Annotated in this window: 18 protein-coding genes; all 18 read left to right on the top strand. The window is 57.3% G+C overall.

All coding sequences use genetic code 11. From position 1 onward, the window contains the following. Positions 1-28: 28 nt before the first annotated feature. The 18 genes from LQ231_RS26615 (at position 29) to LQ231_RS26700 (ending at position 22,184) form a co-directional block, all read left to right on the top strand. Positions 29-6,046: a strawberry notch-like NTP hydrolase domain-containing protein gene (locus tag LQ231_RS26615; RefSeq protein WP_230175298.1), complete on the top strand. Its 6,018-nt coding sequence runs from the start codon at positions 29-31 to the stop codon at positions 6,044-6,046. 271 nt (positions 6,047-6,317) lie between these two features. Then, positions 6,318-7,301 (top strand): helix-turn-helix domain-containing protein, encoded by a 984-nt coding sequence (locus LQ231_RS26620; RefSeq protein ID WP_230175300.1) that lies wholly within the window; start codon positions 6,318-6,320, stop codon positions 7,299-7,301. A 138-nt stretch (positions 7,302-7,439) separates the two neighbouring features. After that, positions 7,440-7,661, top strand: coding sequence for a hypothetical protein (locus LQ231_RS26625; protein ID WP_230175302.1), 222 nt, complete (start codon positions 7,440-7,442; stop codon positions 7,659-7,661). A gap of 16 nt (positions 7,662-7,677) precedes the next feature. After that, positions 7,678-8,316 carry a hypothetical protein gene (locus LQ231_RS26630; protein ID WP_230175304.1) on the top strand — a complete coding sequence of 213 codons (639 nt, stop codon included), beginning with the start codon at positions 7,678-7,680 and terminating at the stop codon, positions 8,314-8,316. A 14-nt stretch (positions 8,317-8,330) separates the two neighbouring features. Then, entirely contained in the window at positions 8,331-9,083 is a 753-nt protein-coding gene (locus tag LQ231_RS26635) for a hypothetical protein (RefSeq protein WP_230175306.1), read from the top strand. After that, entirely contained in the window at positions 9,080-10,093 is a 1,014-nt protein-coding gene (locus LQ231_RS26640; protein ID WP_230175308.1) for a hypothetical protein, read from the top strand. Before LQ231_RS26635 ends, LQ231_RS26640 begins: the two co-directional genes overlap by 4 nt. A gap of 12 nt (positions 10,094-10,105) precedes the next feature. After that, positions 10,106-11,107, top strand: a complete 1,002-nt coding sequence (locus tag LQ231_RS26645; RefSeq protein ID WP_230175310.1) for a hypothetical protein — start codon at positions 10,106-10,108, stop codon at positions 11,105-11,107. Next, a complete protein-coding gene (locus tag LQ231_RS26650; RefSeq protein ID WP_230175312.1) occupies positions 11,104-11,529 on the top strand; it encodes a hypothetical protein in 426 nt (141 codons plus the stop codon). The genes LQ231_RS26645 and LQ231_RS26650 overlap by 4 nt, the downstream gene beginning before the upstream one ends. After that, positions 11,519-12,208, top strand: coding sequence for a hypothetical protein (locus LQ231_RS26655; protein ID WP_230175314.1), 690 nt, complete (start codon positions 11,519-11,521; stop codon positions 12,206-12,208). The genes LQ231_RS26650 and LQ231_RS26655 overlap by 11 nt, the downstream gene beginning before the upstream one ends. A gap of 355 nt (positions 12,209-12,563) precedes the next feature. Continuing rightward, positions 12,564-13,715, top strand: coding sequence for a hypothetical protein (locus LQ231_RS26660; protein WP_230175316.1), 1,152 nt, complete (start codon positions 12,564-12,566; stop codon positions 13,713-13,715). Positions 13,716-13,734: 19 nt separating this feature from the next. Next, positions 13,735-16,119 carry a DotA/TraY family protein gene (locus LQ231_RS26665; RefSeq protein WP_230175318.1) on the top strand — a complete coding sequence of 795 codons (2,385 nt, stop codon included), beginning with the start codon at positions 13,735-13,737 and terminating at the stop codon, positions 16,117-16,119. A gap of 4 nt (positions 16,120-16,123) precedes the next feature. Then, positions 16,124-18,733 (top strand): hypothetical protein, encoded by a 2,610-nt coding sequence (locus LQ231_RS26670; RefSeq protein WP_230175320.1) that lies wholly within the window; start codon positions 16,124-16,126, stop codon positions 18,731-18,733. A gap of 78 nt (positions 18,734-18,811) precedes the next feature. After that, positions 18,812-19,114 (top strand): hypothetical protein, encoded by a 303-nt coding sequence (locus tag LQ231_RS26675; RefSeq protein WP_230175321.1) that lies wholly within the window; start codon positions 18,812-18,814, stop codon positions 19,112-19,114. A gap of 91 nt (positions 19,115-19,205) precedes the next feature. Continuing rightward, a complete protein-coding gene (locus LQ231_RS26680) occupies positions 19,206-19,541 on the top strand; it encodes a hypothetical protein (protein ID WP_230175323.1) in 336 nt (111 codons plus the stop codon). Between the two features lie 365 nt (positions 19,542-19,906). Beyond that, positions 19,907-20,614: a hypothetical protein gene (locus tag LQ231_RS26685; RefSeq protein WP_230175325.1), complete on the top strand. Its 708-nt coding sequence runs from the start codon at positions 19,907-19,909 to the stop codon at positions 20,612-20,614. Between the two features lie 9 nt (positions 20,615-20,623). Then, the gene (locus LQ231_RS26690; RefSeq protein ID WP_230175326.1) at positions 20,624-20,905 is read left to right on the top strand and encodes a hypothetical protein; all 282 of its coding nucleotides are present in this window, start codon (positions 20,624-20,626) and stop codon (positions 20,903-20,905) included. Further along, complete coding sequence (locus tag LQ231_RS26695) at positions 20,902-21,573, top strand: DotI/IcmL family type IV secretion protein (RefSeq protein ID WP_230175327.1); 672 nt, start codon at positions 20,902-20,904, stop codon at positions 21,571-21,573. Before LQ231_RS26690 ends, LQ231_RS26695 begins: the two co-directional genes overlap by 4 nt. Next, positions 21,570-22,184, top strand: coding sequence for a DotI/IcmL family type IV secretion protein (locus LQ231_RS26700; protein ID WP_230175328.1), 615 nt, complete (start codon positions 21,570-21,572; stop codon positions 22,182-22,184). Before LQ231_RS26695 ends, LQ231_RS26700 begins: the two co-directional genes overlap by 4 nt.

The raw sequence follows: 22,184 nt of genomic DNA on the forward strand, positions 1-22,184 counted from the left end.
GGCCGCCTACATTCCCCGAGCATCAAGGATGCACGGCAACGCGGGCGATCTCTTGATCGCTGCGCCAGATGACGTGCGCGCGCTCGGTGTGCGTGCCGGTCTGAAGCATTGTAATGTCCCGCTCCTCAACACGGTGACGAAGGGCGATGCGACGATATTTGTTGTCAGACCTCCCGCCGATCTCGATCCAAGCGACTTGTGGGTGGCCTGTGGTCTGCCGATAAAGCGCGTGTGGGAGGATGATTTCAACGTCGATGTGACGGATCGGGCGGCGCTGTCGAAGCGGTTTCTTGAGTGCATGAACGGCACCGGTATGAGCGAGATGAGCACGCCGCGCCAGATCGGTCTTAACCTCGCTGGTTCGACGGTTTTCGAGACGATTGGTGGCCGGGTAGCGGTCAACAAATCGAATGAGGCTCATTACGAGTACGACCGCTTCAGCAATGGACGTGAGAAGGGCGAGTATAGAGACCGTTTTCTGCGTGCGCTTCGGTCTTCGGAACTGGCTGGCTGTGCGGCTGGTGTCGCGCTGGCAATAGTGCAGGGAGAGAGCTTCGACAGAGGATCGATCGCTCGGCTCCACAAGGACATCGTTGCGGAGGATGGGACGGCGCTGCTGAGCGTCTTCGCGTTTCAGGAGGAAATCGAAGCGGCTTTGGCGGTGCAGGCAGCGAGCCTCGTCCGCAATGGCGGGACATTCCGCAACATTGCCCGTGAGCTGACAGATCGGTCGGCAGCTCACGGCGAGCGCAATGCACAGCGACTGCGGTTGCAGCAATACTCGACACCTTTGACCATCTCGGCCGTCGCGCAGGACATATTGCGCATTCGAGATGGCGAGCTGGTGTTAGAGCCGACAGCGGGGAACGGAACGCTTGCGCTCGGCGCGGCGGCGGTTGGCGCTCGCATCGAAGGCTTTGAGCTGGATAAAAATCGCGCTGAACGCGGTACGCGGGTGCTGAAGGAGGCTGGCGCGCAATTCGTCAATATCCGGCCGCGAGCGTTCGAGGTGAACGCAGAGGGCGGCTTTGGCGGCATCGCGTTTGATGCAGTTCTCGCAAACCCGCCCTTTGAGGCCATCAAGGCACAGAAGGTCGTTGACAGAGATGGGCGCACGCTCTCGATCTCGCGCCTCGACCATCGGATCGTCTATGATGCGTTGAACCAGGTGCGAGCGGATAGCGGCCGCTCGTTCCTAGTTCTACCGGGCGAGATGATGGGGGAAGGGAAGCTTGAAGGGGCGACACGCTTCTTCAACAATTACCTTCACGCCACGTTCGAGGTAGCTGGAGCCGCGATGCTTGATGGCAGGCTCTACCGAAAGTCCGGTGCTGAATTTCCGGTGATTGTCTACGCCCTCGGGCCGCGTCTGGAGACTCCGCTTTCCGCCGAAAGCGCGAAGAAACTCCCCGACGAGCTGCCCTACCTGCATACAACGGATCAGCTTTACGCATGGGGCGATGCAGCTCGTATTGCCATGGACGAAATCATGGCCCGGCGCAGCGGGCCAGATGCGCGGGTGGTGGCACGGACATTCGTGGCACCTGATTTTGAAGACGACGATATCGTGACGGAAGAGGGAGCGGTTGAGCAGGAGCCGGCGACATCGGCCGTAGCGGCTCCCCCGCTCGATCCGCATGAGGATGTAGAGGCGCTGATATCCGGTGATGCCACTGAGGATGAAGTGGCGATGCCGGAGGACGAGGCCGATTTTGTGGTATCGCCAGATGTGCTGGTCGATGACTTGGTGGTCGAGAATGATCCGTTCCAAGTGACCTACGAGTCCGCCTCCCTCGTCGGCGGCCCTGTCCTGAAAATCCAAAAGGCGCTCGCCGAACCCGTTGCGCTGGCGCTGACTGAGCTGGAGCGAGTTCGTGGTCCCGTAGACAATTTCGTAGCCGATAGCCTCGGCGTTGATGTTGGTGAACTCGGAAATCTGTTGCACGCCGGGCAGGTGGACGGCGTGGGGCTGGCGCTGCATAAGGCGCTGCGCACGGAATCTATCATTGTCGGGGATTTGATGGGCGTAGGCAAAGGACGCCAGCTTGCGGCGTTGGCCCGCGCAGCGCTCAAAGAAGATCGACCTGTGCTGTTCTTCACCGACAACGCTTCGCTCTTCACGGATTTTGTTGCCCGCGATCTCGCAACTGTTATGCGGAAGCCAGCAAATGAGCTGCCGCAGATAATCCGGCCCTATATCGTCAACAGCAGCAAGGACGCCTCGATCCTCGATCCCGATTATGAGGGGGAGCGGCGGCGCGGGCAGGGCTTCGTATTTCGAGCTGCGGCATCGTCTGCGAAGCGGGAAAAGGCCATCGATCCGTCGATGAACATGGTCCTATCCTCGTACTCGCAGCTCGGGGCACAGGGCCGGGAGGCAAAGCTTGCGGCTCTTATGGAATGGTTGAGCAAGCAAGATAAGCCGCCATTGCTCATCATGGACGAGTCCCATCGAGCAGCCGGCGAAGGGTCCAATGTAGGCACCTCAATGACCGCTCTGGTCGAAGGGGTGAAGGCGGCTGGTGGGTCCGTTGCATATGCGTCAGGAACTGCATTAAAAGGCGCGCGCAATCTGCGCGTCTACGGCTCTGCGTTGCCGGATGTCGGTATTCCCCCGGATCGACTGGTGGAGCTGATCGAAAAAGAGCCTCTGGCTCTTCAGGAAGCGCTTTCTTACGAGATGGCCCGGTCAGGGGGGCTGATCGCCCGTGAACTCGACAACACGGAAGTAGCTCGCGAGACGGTATCGCTGCAAGATGTCGATCCCGTGCGATTTGCGCAGGTGCTCGAAAAGGTCGATCTGTTCGCGCACAAGATGTCCGAACTGCTTTCGCTTGGACGCGAAGTGAAAGACTGGTCGCAGCACCGACAAAAGGAGCTGAAGAAAGACATCGAGCGGATGCCAGAGGGCGCGGAACGGGACCGGGCGTTAGGCTCGGTCGGTGTCCATTATCAGTCACCGGCTTCACGATTCCATCATTTGTCGAACTATCTGACGCTGGCGATCAACGGGGTGTTCTTGGAAGACCTCGTGTTGAAGTCCATCGCGGAGGGCCGGAAGCCGTTGGTGGCGGTCGCGAACACGGGCGACACGCTGATGCGAGATCTGATCGCAAGCCATTGGGACAACGATGATGCCGATAGCGTGGACAACGCGAGCCTTATGAAAGGCTCGGCCTACGTCCTGCCTGAAAAGCCGCATCTCGGGCATGTCGTAAAGCGTGTTGCTGATCGCCTTCTGACCGTGAAGGAGAGCAACGGTTTCGGTGCTGTCACGGAAATCCGGCTCCATGAGTATGAAGACTGGCTGGCTGACTTCAACGCGCGGGTGGACGCGGCCGACTTCTCCATGCTGTCGATGACGGTCATCGACGATTTGGCCGTGGCGCTCGAAAAGCACGGTTTGTCGTTGGGCGAGATCACCGGCCGCACCTTCATGTCGCGGCCGGCAGAGGATGGAAGCGGGTTCGTGATCAGCGCACGGTCAAAACCGCTCAAGCACGATGTCGTGTCGGATTTCAATAACGGCCGGGTGGACGTGTTGATCCTCAACCAGTCGGCCGCTGTGGGCCTATCTGCTCAGGCATCACCCGCCAATGGTTTCGACGTTCGGCAACGGGAGATGATCAAGGCGCAGATGCAGGGTGATGTGACGCAAGAGCGTCAGATGGATGGCCGTATCAACCGGGTTGGGCAAATCCATCCCCCGCTTTACACGGTTCCGCTGCAAGGGCTGGCCAGCTCTGATCGACTGGCGCAGTTGTTCAACCGCAAGAATCGTTCATTGACAGCGGCCTCGACGGCCACGCGTGAGAATGAATCGAACATCAAGGACACCCTTGATCTTCTCAATGAGGTCGGCCAGTTCGTCAGTCGGGAGTACCTGAAGAACAATCCCGATATCGCGGTTACGCTGGATATCGACCCGGAATCCGACATTGAAACAAAGTATTCCGAGAAGCTAATGGGGCGCATGATCGCGCTCCCATCAGGCATGCAGCGCACGATCATGGGAGAGCTGGATACGGCTTTTCAGATGCGCGTGGCATTGCTCGATGCCCTCGGAGAAAATCCGCTGCGGCTACGGGAATACGATTGGGGCGCACAGGTCAAGGAAGTTGCCTCCCTCATCAGCGGCAATGCAGCAGCAGCACGCATGTCTGAACGGCCTCTTGTGCTCAACAAGCTGACATACAAGGAGACGATCAAGCCAATCGACGTTCTCGCTGTTGAGGAAGCCGTTGCACGCGGCAAGCGATGGATGGTTGACCCAACCCTCGGGCGCGAGATGTCGATCAGCGAGCGGCTTGAAAGCCTCGTGCCTAGCGGTCACGATATTCGCTTTTCTGATCCGATCTTCGACCGCGTGATGAACCGTTCGGATGATCTTCGTAGTCTCGGCGCGACAGAGCATCCGGTGGAGATCGCGCAAGAATTTTGGGACAATCAATGGTCGCGTGATGCGGAAAAGGAAATCAAAGGGCTTGAGAAAATGGTGCTCGATGCCGGGCACAAAGTAAATTTCCTGCTCGATATAGCGCCAGTGTTGACGCCGGGCGCCATCGTGACCGTCTATCCAAAACTGGTGTCCCGCTTACGGGACTCAACCCTGTTCAATGCAGCGGTGGATTATATCGACGGGACGGACCACAGCGACAGGGAGATCGGCTTGCCTGCCGTGATCACCGATGTCCGCTTCAATGAAGACAAGCCCCTTAACCTCGGCGAGTGGAGCGTGCGGGTCGCGGTGCCCGGTGAGGAGCACCTGATAGATATGCCGATGGCATCGGTATACGCGATCCTGCGGGAAGAGCATCAAGCGACTATCGAGGCAAAGGGCGTAACGAAGATTTGGGCTTTCAAAAGCGCTCGGCTCGATGATGACGGGATCGGCCTTGCGCGCGCCATCGCGCCGCTGTGGTCACAGCCGCTCGCGGTCGCGCTCGATGAGGCGGAAGCCAAGGGCAAGGCACCTGCGTTCGGGAATGGCTATGAGCGGCTTCACTGGAAGCCGTTCTTGGGCGACGGCAGTCCAGAGGATAGCGTTTTGATGTCGCTATTCCAGAACGTTCAGGGTGGGACCGTGAACCGGTCGCGCTATGCCGTGGAAGGCAATCTTTTCGCCGCCGTCTCGGCGCTGGCCGGGAAGCGGATGGGTGAGAAAGCGATGTATACGGACGATACGGGCGCTATCCGCCACTGCTTTCTGCTCAAGCGTGACGGCCACAAGAAGGTGCTCGATCAATTGACATCGAGCGTGGCAAGCCGGGTCGGCTTCATGAAGGCGGATGTGGATTCCGTCTCGGGCCTGCTTATGGGCATGACGGGAATTATCAGCGGTGCAGACGATGACGCTCGGGCGGCATACATAGCCTCGGACATGTTGACGCGCATGGTTCATGGCGGCTGCAAGGTGAAGATAGATCAGGTTCGCGATCTGATTCGGCCTCGCCTCCAACACCTGCACGAACAAGTGGTGAAAGCGGTTCGCCAGCAAGGATCGATCAATACGGGTCTGTTCGTCGGCACCGATCCTTTCGGAGACTCGACACAGAAACTGTTCACCCCCGGCGCGTCGATCAGAGTGCGGGAGGGAGCGTCTGATGCTGGAAGCGGGTTCCGGGTGCATTGGGATCAAAAGGAGATAGCCAGGTGCTCGGCGTCATTGAGCGAAAAGGGAGCGCTGGCCGCATTCGGCGGCAAAACCTTCGGAGTGATCGTCAAAGCCAAGAACGATGTTTGCGATAAGGAGAAGAACGCACTCTGCGCGGAATGGAGCAACAAGCTCGGCTCGGCGGTGGTCCGCAATTCTACGGTTGCAAAGGAGATCAGCTCCGCAATCGACACCGCAGAGGTTCTTTGCGCAGCCGCGAACGACAAATCCCTCGACGGCATGATTGGCCTCAAAGGAGCGCTGGTCGTGTACAATGAGGTGATGACGAATCTCTCTCGCGAGCTGATCAATCAGCACTTGGGAGCGAATAAGGAAGTAACAGCGTCGGTGCGCTCGGACAGAGCAACGGCACCAGCGGTTGCAGCCATGTAGGTCGAGTTACCCGGCGTTAAAAAGTTTGACATACTTTTTCAACCGGGTTTCATTGTGAAATATTTAGAAAAGGGAATCAGCGAAGAACTAGAAAGCTAACCCCAGAAATGCCGAACCCCAGACGGTCTCCCGTCCGGGGTCGAAAACTAAGATAGAAAAGAACGCTTTTGGTCGGGCGTCGTTCTCCTCAGAAGGTAAATTCCTTCGAGGCGAAATGCAAGTCTTTTTGTCTTTTTTCTCGGCATTTCCGGCTAACCGGAAAGAGAGAAAGATGAGCGTTTCAGCGTTGGCATTGAGCCAACTCGGTGAAAGAAACATACTATCCAGCGTCAAAAACACATGGTCCAATTCGGCGCTGGATAAGTGCATTCAGAATGTTCTCGGGGCGCATGCCCGTGGCCTGTTTGGTGATGGGTTCGTTGAATCCGTCTACGATGCGGTCAACGAGCGCCGCGCGGTGCTCGCTGTGGCAGAAAAATCGGCGGCGCGTCGCCCGGAAAAATGGGGCACTCCCTTAACCGCCGGCACCAAGCTATCCTTGACAGAAAGGCGAGCGAACGCGCGAACGCGCAACATTTGCGCAGGTTGGTTCTCAGCGAAGCTCGAAAAGGCCGGTGCGAGTGTAGCCGAGATCTACGAAAAGCTTCCTCGCGCCAGCGTTCGCGCGGTTCTTCATACGATCTGCGAGCTTTGCGCGTTGTCGCGTGGGCGCTGTGACGCTGCCATCGCAACAATCGCGCATAAGGCTGGATGCAGCCGGTCAGCGGTTGAACAGGCGCTGGCGCAACTGAAAGCCTCGGGTTTCATCTCTATCGAAAGCGGCAAGGCGTCGGGGATGACATCCATCATCCGTCCAGCGTTGTCATGCTTGGTCAAAGTCATCAACTGGTGCCGGGAGCGGCTGGAACGGGCGCAGAAAAAAACGGCTCAATCGGATGGCTCGATTTCCGCTCCGGGGGGTACACAAAAAGTCAGGCAGAAATCAGATTCATATTTTTTAAATAAAAGATTGGGGGGGAAAGAACCGAACAGCGGCGCTGTTCGGGATACGGAGACCATCGCCTTTCCCGCGACCGGCTCTATCTATTTCAGCCGGTGGCGCGATCTGGTGAAAGAGCATTCGACAGGGGTAACGCCCGACGCTGATATTGTGGCGAATGCCTTCCGAAAGTTCTGCAAGGACAAGAACATCCCGCTTGATGCTCCCAAAATCGAGGATCGGTTTATTAAAATCGTTCAGAAATTCCGGATTTAGCGGGAATTTCGTCAGAAACTGCGCGGCGTTCAACTCTGCGGGATCGTGTGCATTGCGAGCCTGCGGGGGGTTGGATATTTTCGTATTATGCAGTAAATCTTTTTTTGATTTCACAGTGAAATTCAGAGGTCGAGCGATTTGTCAGAGAACGCCAACACCGAAAGCGGAGCGCAACTAGCGGTAAACCCGCTGAAAGGTGCCGTCCTCGTTGACCTTTATAAGCCGCTCGCTGCCGAAGACCGCACGGGACAAGGTTTCGAGAAGACCGCTGCCTATGGAGCTGATCATCTGGCGGCAGTTCTGTCAGTCAAGAATTTGAAAATAGCATTGGCGGCGGTAGCCGCGTGGGAAAGAGGCTAAGAGGAGAGAGACGGACATGCGTGCCACAACGAAGGCGACGTTTGCAGGGCTGGTAGTTTGGGCTGCGGTTTTCGCGGCTTCTCCGGCTTCCGCGCAAGGGGCGAGCGGATGCGGGATCACTCAAGCGGCCGACGCGGCTGTTCAGCGGCAAATCGCGCTGTTGGATGCCGCAAAAGTCGATAGCTCAGAGTTTTTCAACGGAGCTAACAGTTGCCTCGGCGCGAACCTGCTGGATTCTCTCGATCTATCCAACCTTATCCCGACCAGCTTCGATTTCTTGGGCGGCGCTGCTGATCAGCTGATCAACGGGCTGATGCAGAAGGCGCAGCAGCAGGTTTGCCAAGTGCTGAACGACCAACTGCAGAAGGTCGTCGGCAAGATCAACAACAATATGTTCCAGTTCGATTCCGTCATGGGCGGACAGTTGAACGAATTGCTCGGCGGATCGGGCAACAGCGTAACCGAACTCAAGATGCCGAACATTCCGGGCATCGGCCAGTACGATTTCACGCTAGCCTCGGTGAGCACCGGCACCGGTATTGATGGGCCGATCTTCACGCCTCCGGGCGTACAGGCCGGCGACAATGCCGTGGGCAACAGCACCGGGGGCAATGGCACGACAAACAACCCGTTCGGGAATCTCTTCCAGCAGTAGAGGGATCATCACGGATGCGGAAACGTGCAACAGGATTGTTGATCGGTGTCGGCCTCGTCGTCATAGGGCCGGTCGCGGCCAACGCGACGATTATGGAATGGGCGACCAGCTTTGAACGTTTCATGGCTGGCCTGAAAACGGTAGACCGGCAGGTCTCCAGTTCGGCCTCGCAGACTCAGCAAGTGATCAAAAAGTCTGAAGAGGCTGCGGTGAATGCGGAGCTGGCGCAAGAACAGGCGTTGCGCTTGGCGGATATCAAGAACCGGTATTCATACGAAACCGGACAGGGTGAGACATCCTGTGCGGTTGTTGATGCGCGCTCTGGCCTGTCTGGAGTGGATAATTCTGAAAAAAAGATGCTCTCGGCCTATCGAGCTTCGGACAAAAAATATCTTGCCAGCGGCGGCAATGCGGCAGCAACGATCAAAAACTCGCTGCTCAAGCGGATCGGACACTACTGCACCGATCAGGAGCGTGGAGCCCTCGGCCCCACGTATTGCCAATCGACGGTTCGAAGCGAGCGGAACGCGGGCGATTCTAATGCAGCGCCGTTTCTGGTGAACCGGAATTATGGCGGGGCGGAAGTCGTTACCGCTGCGGATTATATCGACGTGCTCGCTCCGTTGCCGACGATTACGCCAGAGGCGGAAGTAATTGGGGATCAGCTCGAACTCATGAATGCCCGCATGCGCGGCGCGGCGCTATCCGCGTTACGCTCGACCATGATGGGTGTCGCGGTATCGGGGATGGGAGGCGATTTGCAATGACGATTATATCGAAGAAGAGGCTCGCCCTCTACCTTGCAGCCGTGGGAGCTGCCGGCGCATCGTCGCCAGCGTATGCGATCACATGCGCGGTGGAGGGCCATGTAATCCAGCGGACGTTGCAGCTCGATGTTGCCGTGACGGCGCAGATCGTAAAATCGAAAACCCTACTCATCACGGAGGAGATGAGGCAGCGCCAGCTACTTCTTGCGGCGCTCAAGGTTCTTACAAAGCAGGAATCTGGTTCCGGTCAACAGACCGCGACCGTAGTCAAAAAGTCTGCTGAAGCCGCTGCCAGCACGAATGTCGCACAGCGGCAAGCCTATCAGATTGCCGATGCGAAAGAGCGCTATGGCGTCACCGGTTATGACAGTTGCGGGTTACAGACGAAGGGGCAGTCGTTCTATTCGGCCAACATGGCGATGGAGGGTAAAGCCGCATCCTACCGCAATGGCACGTATTTCAAGCCGGGGGAGTACGGATCGCCGAGGGAATGGGCGGCTTTGGCGCAGGGCGGGTCGAACTTCGACGCTGAATCGATCTTCAGCGGCGATTCGTCGGCGGCGGCGGAATATATCAATTTCGTGGCTGGTCCACCGATTGAGAAGCAGGCCGGGGGCGGCATGGCTGCGGAGTTGCAGACGTTCGAAAAGAACCGGAACGATGTTCGCCGATCAGTCGTGGTCAACGTGCTGTCGTCAATCGCTGCCGAGAACGAGCCGGGTGGCGCGCGCGAGAAGCTTGCGGAGCTGACGAAGCACTGGACCGGCGACGACGGCGGTATCAAGTGGGCGCAGGCCAGCGCCGACAAGCCGTTGCGCGCCACGCTGCTCGATGCCGTGCGGATCGAAGCTGCGAACATCGCTCTGATGGCTTTTCAGGTGAAAGACAACGCGAGAACTGAACTCGCGTTGGCGTCCTATGCCTTGTCTCGGGTGAACCGGGCCGTTTTCAACGGAAATGAGGGCATCGTATCAGTGGGCGCGGGCCAACGCCGCGCCGATCTTCGGTAAGGAGCCGCGACGATGAAAAAGCATATGCGCCTCGCCCTCGGGACAGTGGTTCTTAGCGGCAGCATTCTCATCGGCTCGAATAGCGCGTTCGCTGCTTACTGCGTCGTCAGCACGGGATGGATTGCGACACACGAGCAGGTGGAAAAGCATCTGATCGAAGAGACGCAGATTCTGGAAAATGATGTCGCGAAGGAAGGATCGGAGACGCTTGAACAGGTTCTGGCGGCACTGAAAGTCTTCAATCGGCAGACCTCTGGCGAAGGCCAGAGGTTGCAGCAATCAACCAAGAAAAGCCAAGAGGCTTACGCGAATACGGTCACGGAGCAGATGCGCCGCGAGAGGTTGGTCGCGATCAAAGAGAACTACTCGTATGAAACGGGGCAGGGGCCGAATGCGTGCGCGCAGGTGGCATTCTTGCAAAAAGTGACCGGCGCTATCGATGGCACCGGCAGTTCAACATCACGGGTCTACAAACAGATCGACGTGTCGCCGGGATCGGTGCCGAGTGTGACGCAGCAGGCGGCTGACCGGCGCGATCCGCGCTCTACCGATGCCTCGGTGTTGCTGGACGTGAGCGCATCCGAAGAAGACAAACGGAAGGTCATCCAGCAGCTTGCGGGTTTTGCGGTCGCAAAACCAACTGGTACGGAAACAGGCACTGCCGGCGGCGAATTCTCCATGTTGCGGGCGCGAGAGGCTGAGGCATGGCGTTCTCCAGCGCTCGTATCTTTGGCTGCGGTCGCGGCCATGTCGAATAAGGCCAGCGGCGACGGCGATGGTGCTGGTAGCGTTCTTCAAGCGATGGATGCGCTGATCAACAACTATGGCGGTGGCCCGGCATATGAGAAATGGACCAACGCTCTGCAAATGCAGTCAGAGCGTGGTCTGATGATTGAACTGAATCGCCTGCGCGCACTCTCGATGCGGCTCCGCACCTACCACTCAGAGTCAGAAGCTCGCAAGGCCGCGGTCGTTGCAGGGATGCTCGCAGCAGAGGCACAGGGATCGAATTGAACGGGAAGAAGTCAGCCGATCAGGCGGATCACCTAGAAACGCACGAGGTTGCGACGGTTGACGTAGATGTGGCTGTCCCTGAAAGCGATGGCTATTTCGATGATGAGGGTTTTGAAGTCGGCGAAGGCGATATCGAAATAACCTATGAGGTTGACGATCCTTCACGGCCCTCCGCTGCACGGGATATCTACGTAACAGAGCTTGCCAGTGCTGCGAAGCATGAGGAAGCACGCCGCCACTCTGATGTGAGGCTCGACCTCGATAGGATGCGGACGGCAATCGAAGAGGCGCAAGGCCGGATAGGTCGGATGCCGAAGATGCTTATTGCCGCAAAAAAAATTCAGGAGGCCGTCGAAAGACAGGCTGACGAGCGGCTTTCCACTGGTGGACCAAATCGAGCGGAGAGCGACTATGACGGCTGATGCATATACCAGTCTGGATGACGACGACGACGCACCGAGCGCTGCCGTGATCGAGAAGCAAGCGCAAGATCAGGTGGGTTACTCAGACGAGGACGAGATTGGTGAATTCGATCGATCGGAGCCGGAAAAGCCTCGCCCGCAATCTTCTGACCTGAAAGAGCGGCAGTCGTCAAAGACCTCGCACGCGGAGGTGAAAAGCCTCTCCATCGAGGAATCGACGGCTCTGAATGTTACCCTCAAAAACGCTGCGTATGCAGCCGAAAAAGAAGCGTTCATCAATGGCGAGCCGGGCGGGATGCCGGTTGGCGAGTATGTAGCGAGGATCGGCTGTGACGCGGTTCCACCGGGCCGCAGCGCACTTTGGTTCAAAGGTGATGGGCCAGATTCTGGCCGATGGCTGTTTATCATCGCACCCAAACAGAAGGGGGCGGTACAGTCAGGTTATCGCGTGACACTCGCCTTTGGCAAAGAAAAGGCCGGTGAAATCCAGATGGAGGCGTGCGCCTTGTTGCAGGCGCAAGACAGAAACGGGGAGAAGCTGAAATTCGATAAATGCTGCCTCGTGACGCACGATGGAACGAAGTTTTCGCCTGCCGGCGTCATCAATGAGCAAGAGCTTGTCGGGCGTGTGAGCGACATAGAATTCGGCGTCAATCCGTTCAGTTTCGATGAAAGGTGAGAGGGCAATGGAGCAAAATGCAAAGAAGTGGTTCGACTTCGGCCCCGGCATCTCGCTTTCCTTGAGGCAGAGTGGCGGGCGTTACCTCGTTCGGTTGGAGCTGGCGAATAAGCCAGCGCCTGCCATTGCGGAGCGGGCATTCGCAGCCAGATGGGCTGTCATCCAGAGCGGCCAAGATGGTCAGCCAGCGGTCTACGAGCATATGAATGATGTTCGTTCGCTGAGCGACGTGGCGACACGACTGGAAGCGTTTTTCGATAAGGGACGGATTACATCCGCCATTCGAGAAACATCGCGGACGCCGGTTGATATAGCGCCGCCCTCCCGTTCGGCCCCGGATGTCTCGGAAGCTGTGTTGTCGGTCTTTTCGGCTGATGCCCCCCTTCCTTTGATGCAGCACATCGCCCGGTCTATCGATCATGCCTATGCAGTGATGGGCGCGCGAATGGCTGTGGCGAAACAACTGCCGTTCGAGGGAGATGCATTCGGGGTGTTTGACCGCCTCGTCGGAAGAGTAGAGCCGGTTCGTGCCGCTGAAATATGGGGCACGGTCCTGCTTGCAGTCTCAATGAGCACACGGGGCTGGCAAGAAAAGCTCGACTTCCTGATGGAGGCAGATGCAGGTGGTCGAGAGCCGGATATAGAAGCTGATGGCTCGATAAAAAGGCTGGTTGCTGCCATCGCGAACGAAGTCGGTATCGTAAATGGCACGGGCCTCGCGAGCATTGATCTTGCAACAGCGTTGCGTGGGCGACTTGTTGAAGCTGCTGGCGAGCGGATCAACTATCGGGCCTATGATGGGGCGAGCTTCCAACCGAAGGGAGCGCCTGATCTCGGATCGAATACCTTCTCCGTTCAGCAGGGGGTTTCTCTCGATCTGGCGACAGACGCCAAGGCTCGATTGACCTTGGCGTTGTCGGCCGCCGCCAAAGGTTTCGGCATCGGCCGGGATCGTCTTTTCGGCGAGGATTCGGTGAAATTCTTCTTCGCTCCTGACATGGGGCGTGCCGGTTTCGCGGATAGAGGATCTGCAACTCTCTATCGGGCCGGCGACGATGTGAAGCTGTTCGCCATTCACATTGTCCCAACCCGTCCCGGTGCGCTGCTGCACGAGATTGGGCATCAGGTTCACAATGCAGGCGACAGGGATGCGATCCTGCTAGCAGTCGGCGAGCACAAATTCGCGCAATCGACGCGGCGCATCGTCTCGGAATTAGAGGCGAAGGGGATCATCCCGCCGCAGTATGCGGACTATCTCACCCATCCAGCGGAGATTTTTGCGCGAGCTTTCGACGCGAGCGTCACGGCGCTGCAATCGCCTGCGCAGACGGGAGGGTCGTTGTCGAGCGTGGGCGTCCCAAGCCTTACGCCGACTGGTGAGGAGCTTGCGGCATTTATGGCTGACATGAAGACCGTCGTTCTCGAGAACAGGTCAAAGGCCATTATTACCGACGATGCTCGCCGGTCGCCGCACCGGCAGGCATCGATGCCGGCGATAGGAATTTAACGGTCTTGAGGGGGCATTAATGGCTGATCGGCCGGATATCACTGAGCTTTTCACTCCCGAAGACTATAGCGCGGGACTCGTATTCCTGCGCCGAATTCTCGGTTGCACGTTCGATTACCTATGGGTGCCGGGCGGGCAGGCTGCTGCCGCTGGTGGGTCATGTGACAATACGAACGATATTCTCGCGCAGCTCGTGACCACGCTGAATTGGGCGATGCTGGCAGTGATCGCAGTTGTGGCGACTTACCTCATTTTCGCAGCCCTAAAAGATACGGCGAATGATGGTGAGGCGGGCGGGCGTTCGATGAACCCGAGCTGGACGCTCGTTCTGGCCGGTCTCGGCGCGATCCTCTGCTTTCCTGCCTTCAACGGCTACAGCGCTCTGCAAATCGGGACGATGCAGGTTGCAGTATGGTCATCGGGTCTAGGGGATTCGATGTGGCGGATCGCTGGTGACAAGATGGCGAGTTCCAACGCCGTCAATAAGACCTTCACGAACCTGAATGATAGCGGCTGGTGGAGCGATGGCGGGGACGGCACAGAGTCCGATTTACGAACGGCAATTACGCAAGCTTTGCAAGCGCGTGTTGGCGGCGAGCTTTGCAAGCGCTCTCTGAACAAAAGCCTTGCGACGATGGCGACGACAAACGGGCAGATTACGCCGGTTTCGGGAACTGAAGTGAAGGATACACAGGAGGGATTTGCGCAGCGAAGCATCTATTTCAAAGCGCCTGCATCCCTCAACGACAGTATCGGGCTTTGCGGTGGCGTGACCGCTACCTATTCCATTGAAAAGTCGGTGCCGAATGCGCAGGCGAACGCGAACGCTGATCCGGCGAATATGGCGATCCAGAACCAGATCGCGAACACGATCAGCAAGTACGCCGCCCGGACGGGCAAGGCCGGTGCCGACGCGATCCTGACGGCGCTCGATACGGAAGCGCAGAAGCTGACGGATATCCTCTATCCAGCAGACGGCTTGCGCAAGCGCGGCCCGACCGAAGTAGATGCTATCGGTAAATCGATAGCAGCGGTCGTGGCGGCGGCGAAGCAAGCCATCAACACACAATTCCAGCAATCGGAACCTGAGCTGCGCCAGACGACAGCGCAGGCGATGTCCGCTTCAAACCGGAACGGCTGGTTCTATGCGGTGCTGTATCAGCGCATTTTGGTGAATGCGACCTCGGCCCGCGATGGTATCCGAAAGGGAATATCCGTCTCGGCGACACCTGCCTCGCGCGATCTCGCGGCTGCATGGGGCTGTGTGGTGTCCAGCTCATGGGCATTCTGGAGGTCTACATGCTCGAATGAGCTGGAAGTGTTCTTCAAGCAATATTCCTCGGATATGGCTAACCTCGATCAGATGTCGGGCACGTTTTTGAACAACGCGAACCGCGACAGCGGGTTGGGTACGAACTCGTCTGATATTGCGGCTATTCGTGGCGCAGGCATGGGTTGGGGTCGCCTGACCGACTGGATTCTTGGCATGATGGGCCAGAACAATGAGGGCAACTCCCTTAACGGGGAAGGTTGGGCCGATCCGATCCCGCAATTGCAGACGACCGGCGGCGCGATGCTCGGCGCCGGCGGCGCTCTTGTCGCCGCCGCGAAGGCTGGTGAAATTGCCTCAGAGTCAGCGGTGGGAGCGGTGAACCCATTGACATTCATCGGTGGTAAGCTGCTCGAAATGGTCGGGCCTTTGGGATGGCTTCTTGTCGCCATCGGCTTTCTGCTGGCCGTGGTCGTACCTTACATGCCGCTGATCTACTTCTTTTTGGCCGCGCTCTCGTGGCTGATATTGGCCGTTCAAACGATCATCACTGCGCCGTTCTGGCTGATGCAGATGTTCTATCCGAACCGCCAAGGTGGCCTACAGGGCACCAGCATCGCGCGGGCCTTGATGGTGCTGCTGGCCTTGCTGGTGCGCCCGGCGCTCATCATCATCGGTCTGATCTTCTGCATGATCCTCATGCGCGTGGGATTGGACTTCCTCAACATTCTCACCCGGAACGCTTATGCAGCCATGGCTTATGCCGGGCCGATCAGCGCCGGGGGGCAGTTGGGCAATATCGCTTTGGCGATTGGTGGCTTCATGATCTATGCCTCGGCCGCAGTTGCGCTCGTCTCGATCTGCTGCGGGCTGATCGACGGCGTTGGTGATGCGGTCATGGACGGCGTTGAGGCTGGCATGAGCCGTTTCCTCGGATCGCAGGCGCAGCGCGGCGAAGGGATGCTCGGAAACCCTGCCGCAGCGGCGGCATCACAGATTGCCATTGGTGGTCGTGGGTCCTTGGCCGGAACCGGCAGTCAGATTGCTCGTATGCGGAACCAGCCTCGCGGGGGCCTCGGTGGCGGCAACGGCGGGAAGAATCCGCCTCGTCGTCTTGGTGGCACAGGGAAGTAGGTGAATGGCGAAACGCACGAGAGAGTTTGAAGGCGTCGAGCATACAGACGTTGTTCGTCTTGCCTCCCGACGCGAACGCAGGAAAAGCCTGACCGAATGGGTGAAGGACTGCCATAACGATCCGGCTGACGTTCTCAAGCCCTACCTTGGTTTGGCAGTAATAGCATTGATCCTGTCATGGGCACCGTTCTGGCCAGAGCTTCTGGCTATCGGAGCGGTTTTCCTCGCTCTGTCACAGGGGAGCTATGCGCGGAAGCTTTGGGACGCCCCATACCGCGTACCTATGGACCTTGGCCGGAAAGGATTCAAAGACAAGTCAACCGGCGATCTCGGCGCTGGCGTCATCTACCATGGGGTTGGGCGAGGGGCTTATGCCGGGCAGGAAGTCTGGTCGGCCGCCAAGGATATCCAGACGCATAGAATGGTGTTGGGTGGCACTGGTTCCGGTAAGTCTGAAGAGATTTTCGGACTTGTGTTCAATGCTCTCTGCCTCAATAGCGGTGCGATCATGGTTGATGGTAAGGCGTCTGCCGATACCCTCAACTCCTTGAAAAAAACCACCCGTCTATTCGGCCGAGATGAGGACTTCCTGACTCTCAATTTCATGATGGGAGCGAAGGATTTCTATGGTCATTCCGAGGTCAAGCTGACCAACACCTTCAATCCCTTTTCGATGGGATCGTCGGACCAAAAAAGCACGTTGATGGAAACATTCATTCCGCCAGCGGAAGGCTCCAATAGCGTATTTGCGCAAAGAGCTATGCAGCTCAATAAGGCGCTTCCCCGCCCGCTGACCTTTCTTCAGGAGAAAGGATACGTTGACTACAATCCCCGTCTCCTGACCGAGTTCTTCCAGCTCAATAACGTTGAAAATCTCGTCTGGTTCGGCCGCTTCAGAGATAAGCATGGCCGCGTCGTGAGCTTGCCGGATGAGGGCAAGCATGAGGATTTCCTTCGGCTGAAGCAGGCTTGCCAGAGCTTGGAACAGGTTCTTCTCGATCTGCCCGGCTACAGCCAGGTCATGCCGAAAGAGCCCCCGCCGATGATCGACGCCAACGACACGAAGATCGCGACGGCGCTCTTGTCTGGCGAAAACGAGGTCGAGGCGCTGTCGCGCGAGATGATCGAGACGTATCGGAGGCTGGCAAGCGGAACCGGCGGCGGCGAGCAAAACCAAGCGACTGAAACATCCCGCGCCGAAGTGTATCGGCAGTGGGGTTACATGACGATGAGCCTGTCGGAACCGGCTGCGATGCTGACCTATTCCTTCGGTCATGTCTTCAATGCGCAGGTGGGCGAAATCAACATGAGTGACGTTTTCCTGAACCGTCGCATCGTGTTTGTGATGATCCCATCGCTGGAAAAAGCGCCTCCTAGTACAGCGGCACTCGGCAAGATCACGGTGGCAGCGGTGAAGCAGGTTCTTGGCAATCTGCTTCACAAGCCGCTGGAAGGCGACCGTCGCAGTATCGTTGATGCGTCTCCGAGCAAATCCAACATGCCGTATCCGCTTATCTTCGATGAATACGGGTATTATGTCGTTGAAGGTTTCTCGGTCGCAGCGGCGCAGGCGCGTTCGTTTGGCGTGTCCTGCACCTTCGGTATGCAAACGCCCGACTCCTTGGAAAAAGCCTCTCCGCAGGAGGCCCAAGAAACTCTTCAGAACACGACGCTGCGGCACATTGGCCGTTTCGTGGGCGGAGAGGACAGCAATACCTTCAAACTGATCCGGGGTTGGGGGTCGAAAGTCATGACCCCCGTCTCCCGTGGGATGAAGGTCGATCAAAGGGCTGCGTTCAAGACGACGCGCCTGAGCGATGAAGTCAGCTACGAAGAAGAGGACGTGATCAAATATGCCGACATTGCCGGTCAGCAGGACGGCCAGTTTCATCTGATCGTCGGCACGCAGACGCGGGAAGGGAAAATACGTCGGGGTGAAAGCCGTACCATCCGTTATACGGCGTTCTATACCGGTGGCATTCCCGAGGTCACGGAATGGCGGCTCAACCATTTCGTGCCGGTTAAGTCTCGCGATCCCGAATCTATCGAGGCGATCCGCAAGCGCGACCGGCAAGAGAAAATGCTTGATAATCTGAGTGAGGCAGGGATCAAGGACTGGTCGTTTAAGCAGGCCGATCCGACGAGGCGGTATCTCGATCACAAGGACCGGGACGGCATTGCGATGTTGCTCCGGGATGTCCTTACGACGCTATCAAGCGTGATCCGCGACGAGCGGTTTAGAAGGAGCAAGCCGAAGGCAGACACCCCAATTGAAGCCATCGCTGCAACTCTCAAAGACATGTTGGAGAGTGGCGTGGTCTCGCAAACGCAGATCGATGCCGCCATTGTCGAGAGTCTGGCTGCTCTCGACAGCAGCAGCGGTGCCATTTCCGTGAACCGCGAGGTCGATCAGTTGGAGGATGCCTTGAAGGCCCGGTACATCGATAGCATTTCGGGTGCGGGGCTTTCGGTTTCCGAAAATGAGCTGGCGCTGGCGGCGTTCGGTGTTCTGATCGACCAGCCGATACGCGTGGCGCGGCGCATGGCCCTTCGCAACAATTCCATTCGAGCAGCGACTTTGAATACTGGTGCCTTGTTAGCGGCGGCTGAGTAACAGGATTGCCACGTTAGTCCCCCCCCCAAATCCCTTGAATAGATGACGTTTTTGACATATATTTAGAAATGAAAAACAATGTCGAACGTTTTGCGGGAGGTTAAGGTGTTGGAATTCTTTGGAAAAAAACCGAAGCCTCAGATGCGTGCTGTGGACGTTCGCGACCTGTACGATCCGAGCCTCTTCAACGGCCTTTCGCTGGTGGAAGGGAACGCAACCGCAGAAGGCACGCTGACGAATCTTCTTATTCAGGGCGAGTGCGCAAGGCTTACTCTTGTCGAACTTCTGGAGGAAACTCGCGCGCTTCATCAGACGCAAAAAGAGCTGCTGGAAGAGATGCGCGCTGCCAGACTGGCAAATAACTCTCGGAATGCTGCATAAAACCTCACTGCAACTTGCGAGGGACGGAAGGCACCTGCCATATAGGCCGGTGCCTTTTTATTTGGGGTGCAGTCATCAGATAGGAGAGGACATGCAGATGAAACGAATAGCTATTCTGATTATTTGCGGGCTGCTCGCCGGATGCGGTGACAAAAGCCCGAGTAACGCAGAAATTGAGGGCGCGGTGATGAGCCGTATGGCTGAACAGTATCAGGAAGCTGTTCAGACATATGGTGCCGCCGCAGCCGAATGGCATGTCATCCCTCCGCAGGCCGTCAAGATCGTATCGGTTGACAACATCCGCTCGCAGGATGAGGCGACCTATCTTGCCGACGTTACCCTTGAGCGCGTGAAGACAGGGGAGAAGGACACGCGAGCTTTGAGCTTGCGCGTGATCGAGGGTGCATGGCGCGTCGTTAGCCAATAAGCGAGCGGCTTGATCTTTGTCGAGCGCGGCACTTTTACAACTACCCGGAAAAGATTGATAGAAAAATTGATTCCAAAATCGTTGTCGTTTAAGGTGGCGACGGTTGATTTGAAGTGGGCTTTCGCTCGATGGCGAAAACCTGTTGATCGGGTTCTAATAGCGGGATTGTCATGGCTGATACCACGTCATCGAAGGAAAGCATTTCGGGCACGCAGAAAGTTATCATTCAAGGGATTTGGGCCACGGCTTTTGTCGGCGTAGCGTGCTTGGGCGTGTTTGTTCTGCCGAAGCAATTCGCCCCGCAAAACACCTTTCCCATGCAGAATGGCTTTCAGCAGCCTCAGCAGTATCAGCAGCAGATGGCTATGCAGCAACAGCCCGGTTATGCGCAGCAGGGCCAGTACCAGCAGTTTCCGCAATACCAGACACAGCAGATGCCGATCCAGCAGGCTCAGCAGTATCAGACGCAGCAGCAGCCGGTACAGCAGACCCAACAGGCACAGTCCAACTCTATCGTCTCGGCGCAACCGATCACGCGGCAGGGGATCGATTCTGGTTACGAGATTTCTGACCTGAGCGTGGCTGGTCAGTTGCTGAACGGGCTGGCCTCGCTGGCAAGCATCTCCGACACCCCGGCCGGTCAGCAGGCAAACGAGAAGAACACCATTGTCATGTTCTTTGATCCACGGTGCCCGTATTGCCAAGCAGCCCACAAGGCTCTTTCGGGCAAATATCCGATCCGTTTCGTGCCGATCAGTGTCCTTGGGGATCAGGCAACACAGCTTGACGCTCTGCCCGGCATTCGTGGCGTCTTGAAGCAGCAGGACAAGGTGAAAGCCCTGCACAATCTGATGGCGCAGCAAACCCAAGGGCTCGATATGTCGGCTGACGCCAATCTCGATAAGGAGGTCAACCAGAATTTCGAGGTCTGGTTGACGCTTGCGGCCAATCTGCCGGATCGCGCGCCAGCCGTTCCGCTTTTCGTGGTGCCGAAGGCTTCCGGCAAGGTCGCGGTTCTGAAGGGATGGGACGATGCCATGATGCCGGTTGTCGATGCTCTGATGAAGGAATGAGCATCGAGAATGGGGCTTTTCGATAAAAAGAAGAAACTTTCGGAAGTAAGGGTGCCAAAGTTTGCTTTGGCAACCCTTCCTGATCCCGTCGCGCCCTCTATTGCGAGGGAAGAGATTATCGCCAAGCAGAAGCAGCTTACGATTCTCTGGACAGCGCTGATGGTAGGCACGCTCGCCGTGTTGTTATTCGGGGTTGTTTTGCAGGCCAATGCAGTGACCGAACCTTATGTCGCCGACGGCGGGGTTTTTGGATGCCCGGTGCCAATTTTGCAGGGGAATACGGGGCAGTGAAGTCGAAAGAGGCCATTTTAGAAGACAATGCGGCGATGGCGGCGATTTTGCGCAGCATGCGCGTTTTCACGCTGCTTCTGGTCGTCGCGGTTGTGCTGGTTTATGTCCATTTGGCGCAGCTACTTTATGCGCGCTTCGTGAAGTTCCCGGCGACTGCATTTTTGGGCACAACTGATGCTCAGTCGGTTTGCGCCCCCATCGGTCTCGATGAGCCGATGGTGGCAGATGCTACCGCTCGCGATTTCGCGGTGAACGCGATCCGCATGATCCAGACCTACGACTGGACCTCGTGGCGCGATCAGATCAACAGCAGCACATCGATGTTCATGACCCTTGAAGGCCGCAACAATTACCGGCTCTCGGTGAGCGAGTGGGGCATCATCAAGGATGTCGTTTCCAAGTATCAGAACGCGACCGCGACACAGCGCGGCCCTGCATTGATTTCCCGCCAAGGGGCAGTTCGGCAGCCCGATGGTTCGTCTCGATACGAGTGGGAAATCGTCATACCGATGACGCTGATCTATCGCAATTCGCAGGATCGGAGATCCGAAAACCGGGATTTCTTTGCAACGATCGTTCGCACGCACAAGTCGCCGCTCAATCCGAAGGGTATCGCCATCGGTCGCCTTGTCTCGACGCAGCCCGTTGAAGAAGGGGCGAGGCCATGAGGGGTGTCGAGACCTATCGTTTCGCCATTATAGGTCTTGGTGGTCTTTTCGGCCTTGGTATCGTGGCGAGCTTCGCCATGACGGCCGATATCTACCTGATGAAGCCTGTCACGCAATTCGTCTGGCAAGAACAGGGAACAGGCAGTTCGTGCAATGCAACCGTCTTGGATGAGGCCGCGATCAGTCAGGCGCGGCTCATCGACTTTGCTTCGGATGCGGCGGTCGCGGTCAACTCCTACGACTACTACAATCAGGCGACGATCATCGGTTCTGCCTTGCGGCAGTATTTCACGCCTTCAGGTCAAAATTCTTATGTGCAGGAGGTCAATCGCACAGGCTCTCCCATAGCCTTCCGCACGAATTTTGTGACGCAAACGGCCTACCGATCCGGCGTACCAAACATCAAAGAGGTCGGTTTTTTGCAGGGACGCCGTTTCTGGCGGGTGGAGGTTCCCATCGTGCAATTCCAGCAATCGAACGTGGATACACGGCGCACGGACATTTTGCTGACAATGCTGATCGTGGCGCTGCGGCCTTCCGAGGCAAACCCCAATGGCATCGGGATCGACAGCATCAGCGCCACGGCGAATTTCAATAATAGCGAGTCTTGA

This window comes from Rhizobium sp. CECT 9324, assembly GCF_918741265.1.
In the GTDB taxonomy this organism is placed as follows: Bacteria; Pseudomonadota; Alphaproteobacteria; order Rhizobiales; family Rhizobiaceae; genus Allorhizobium.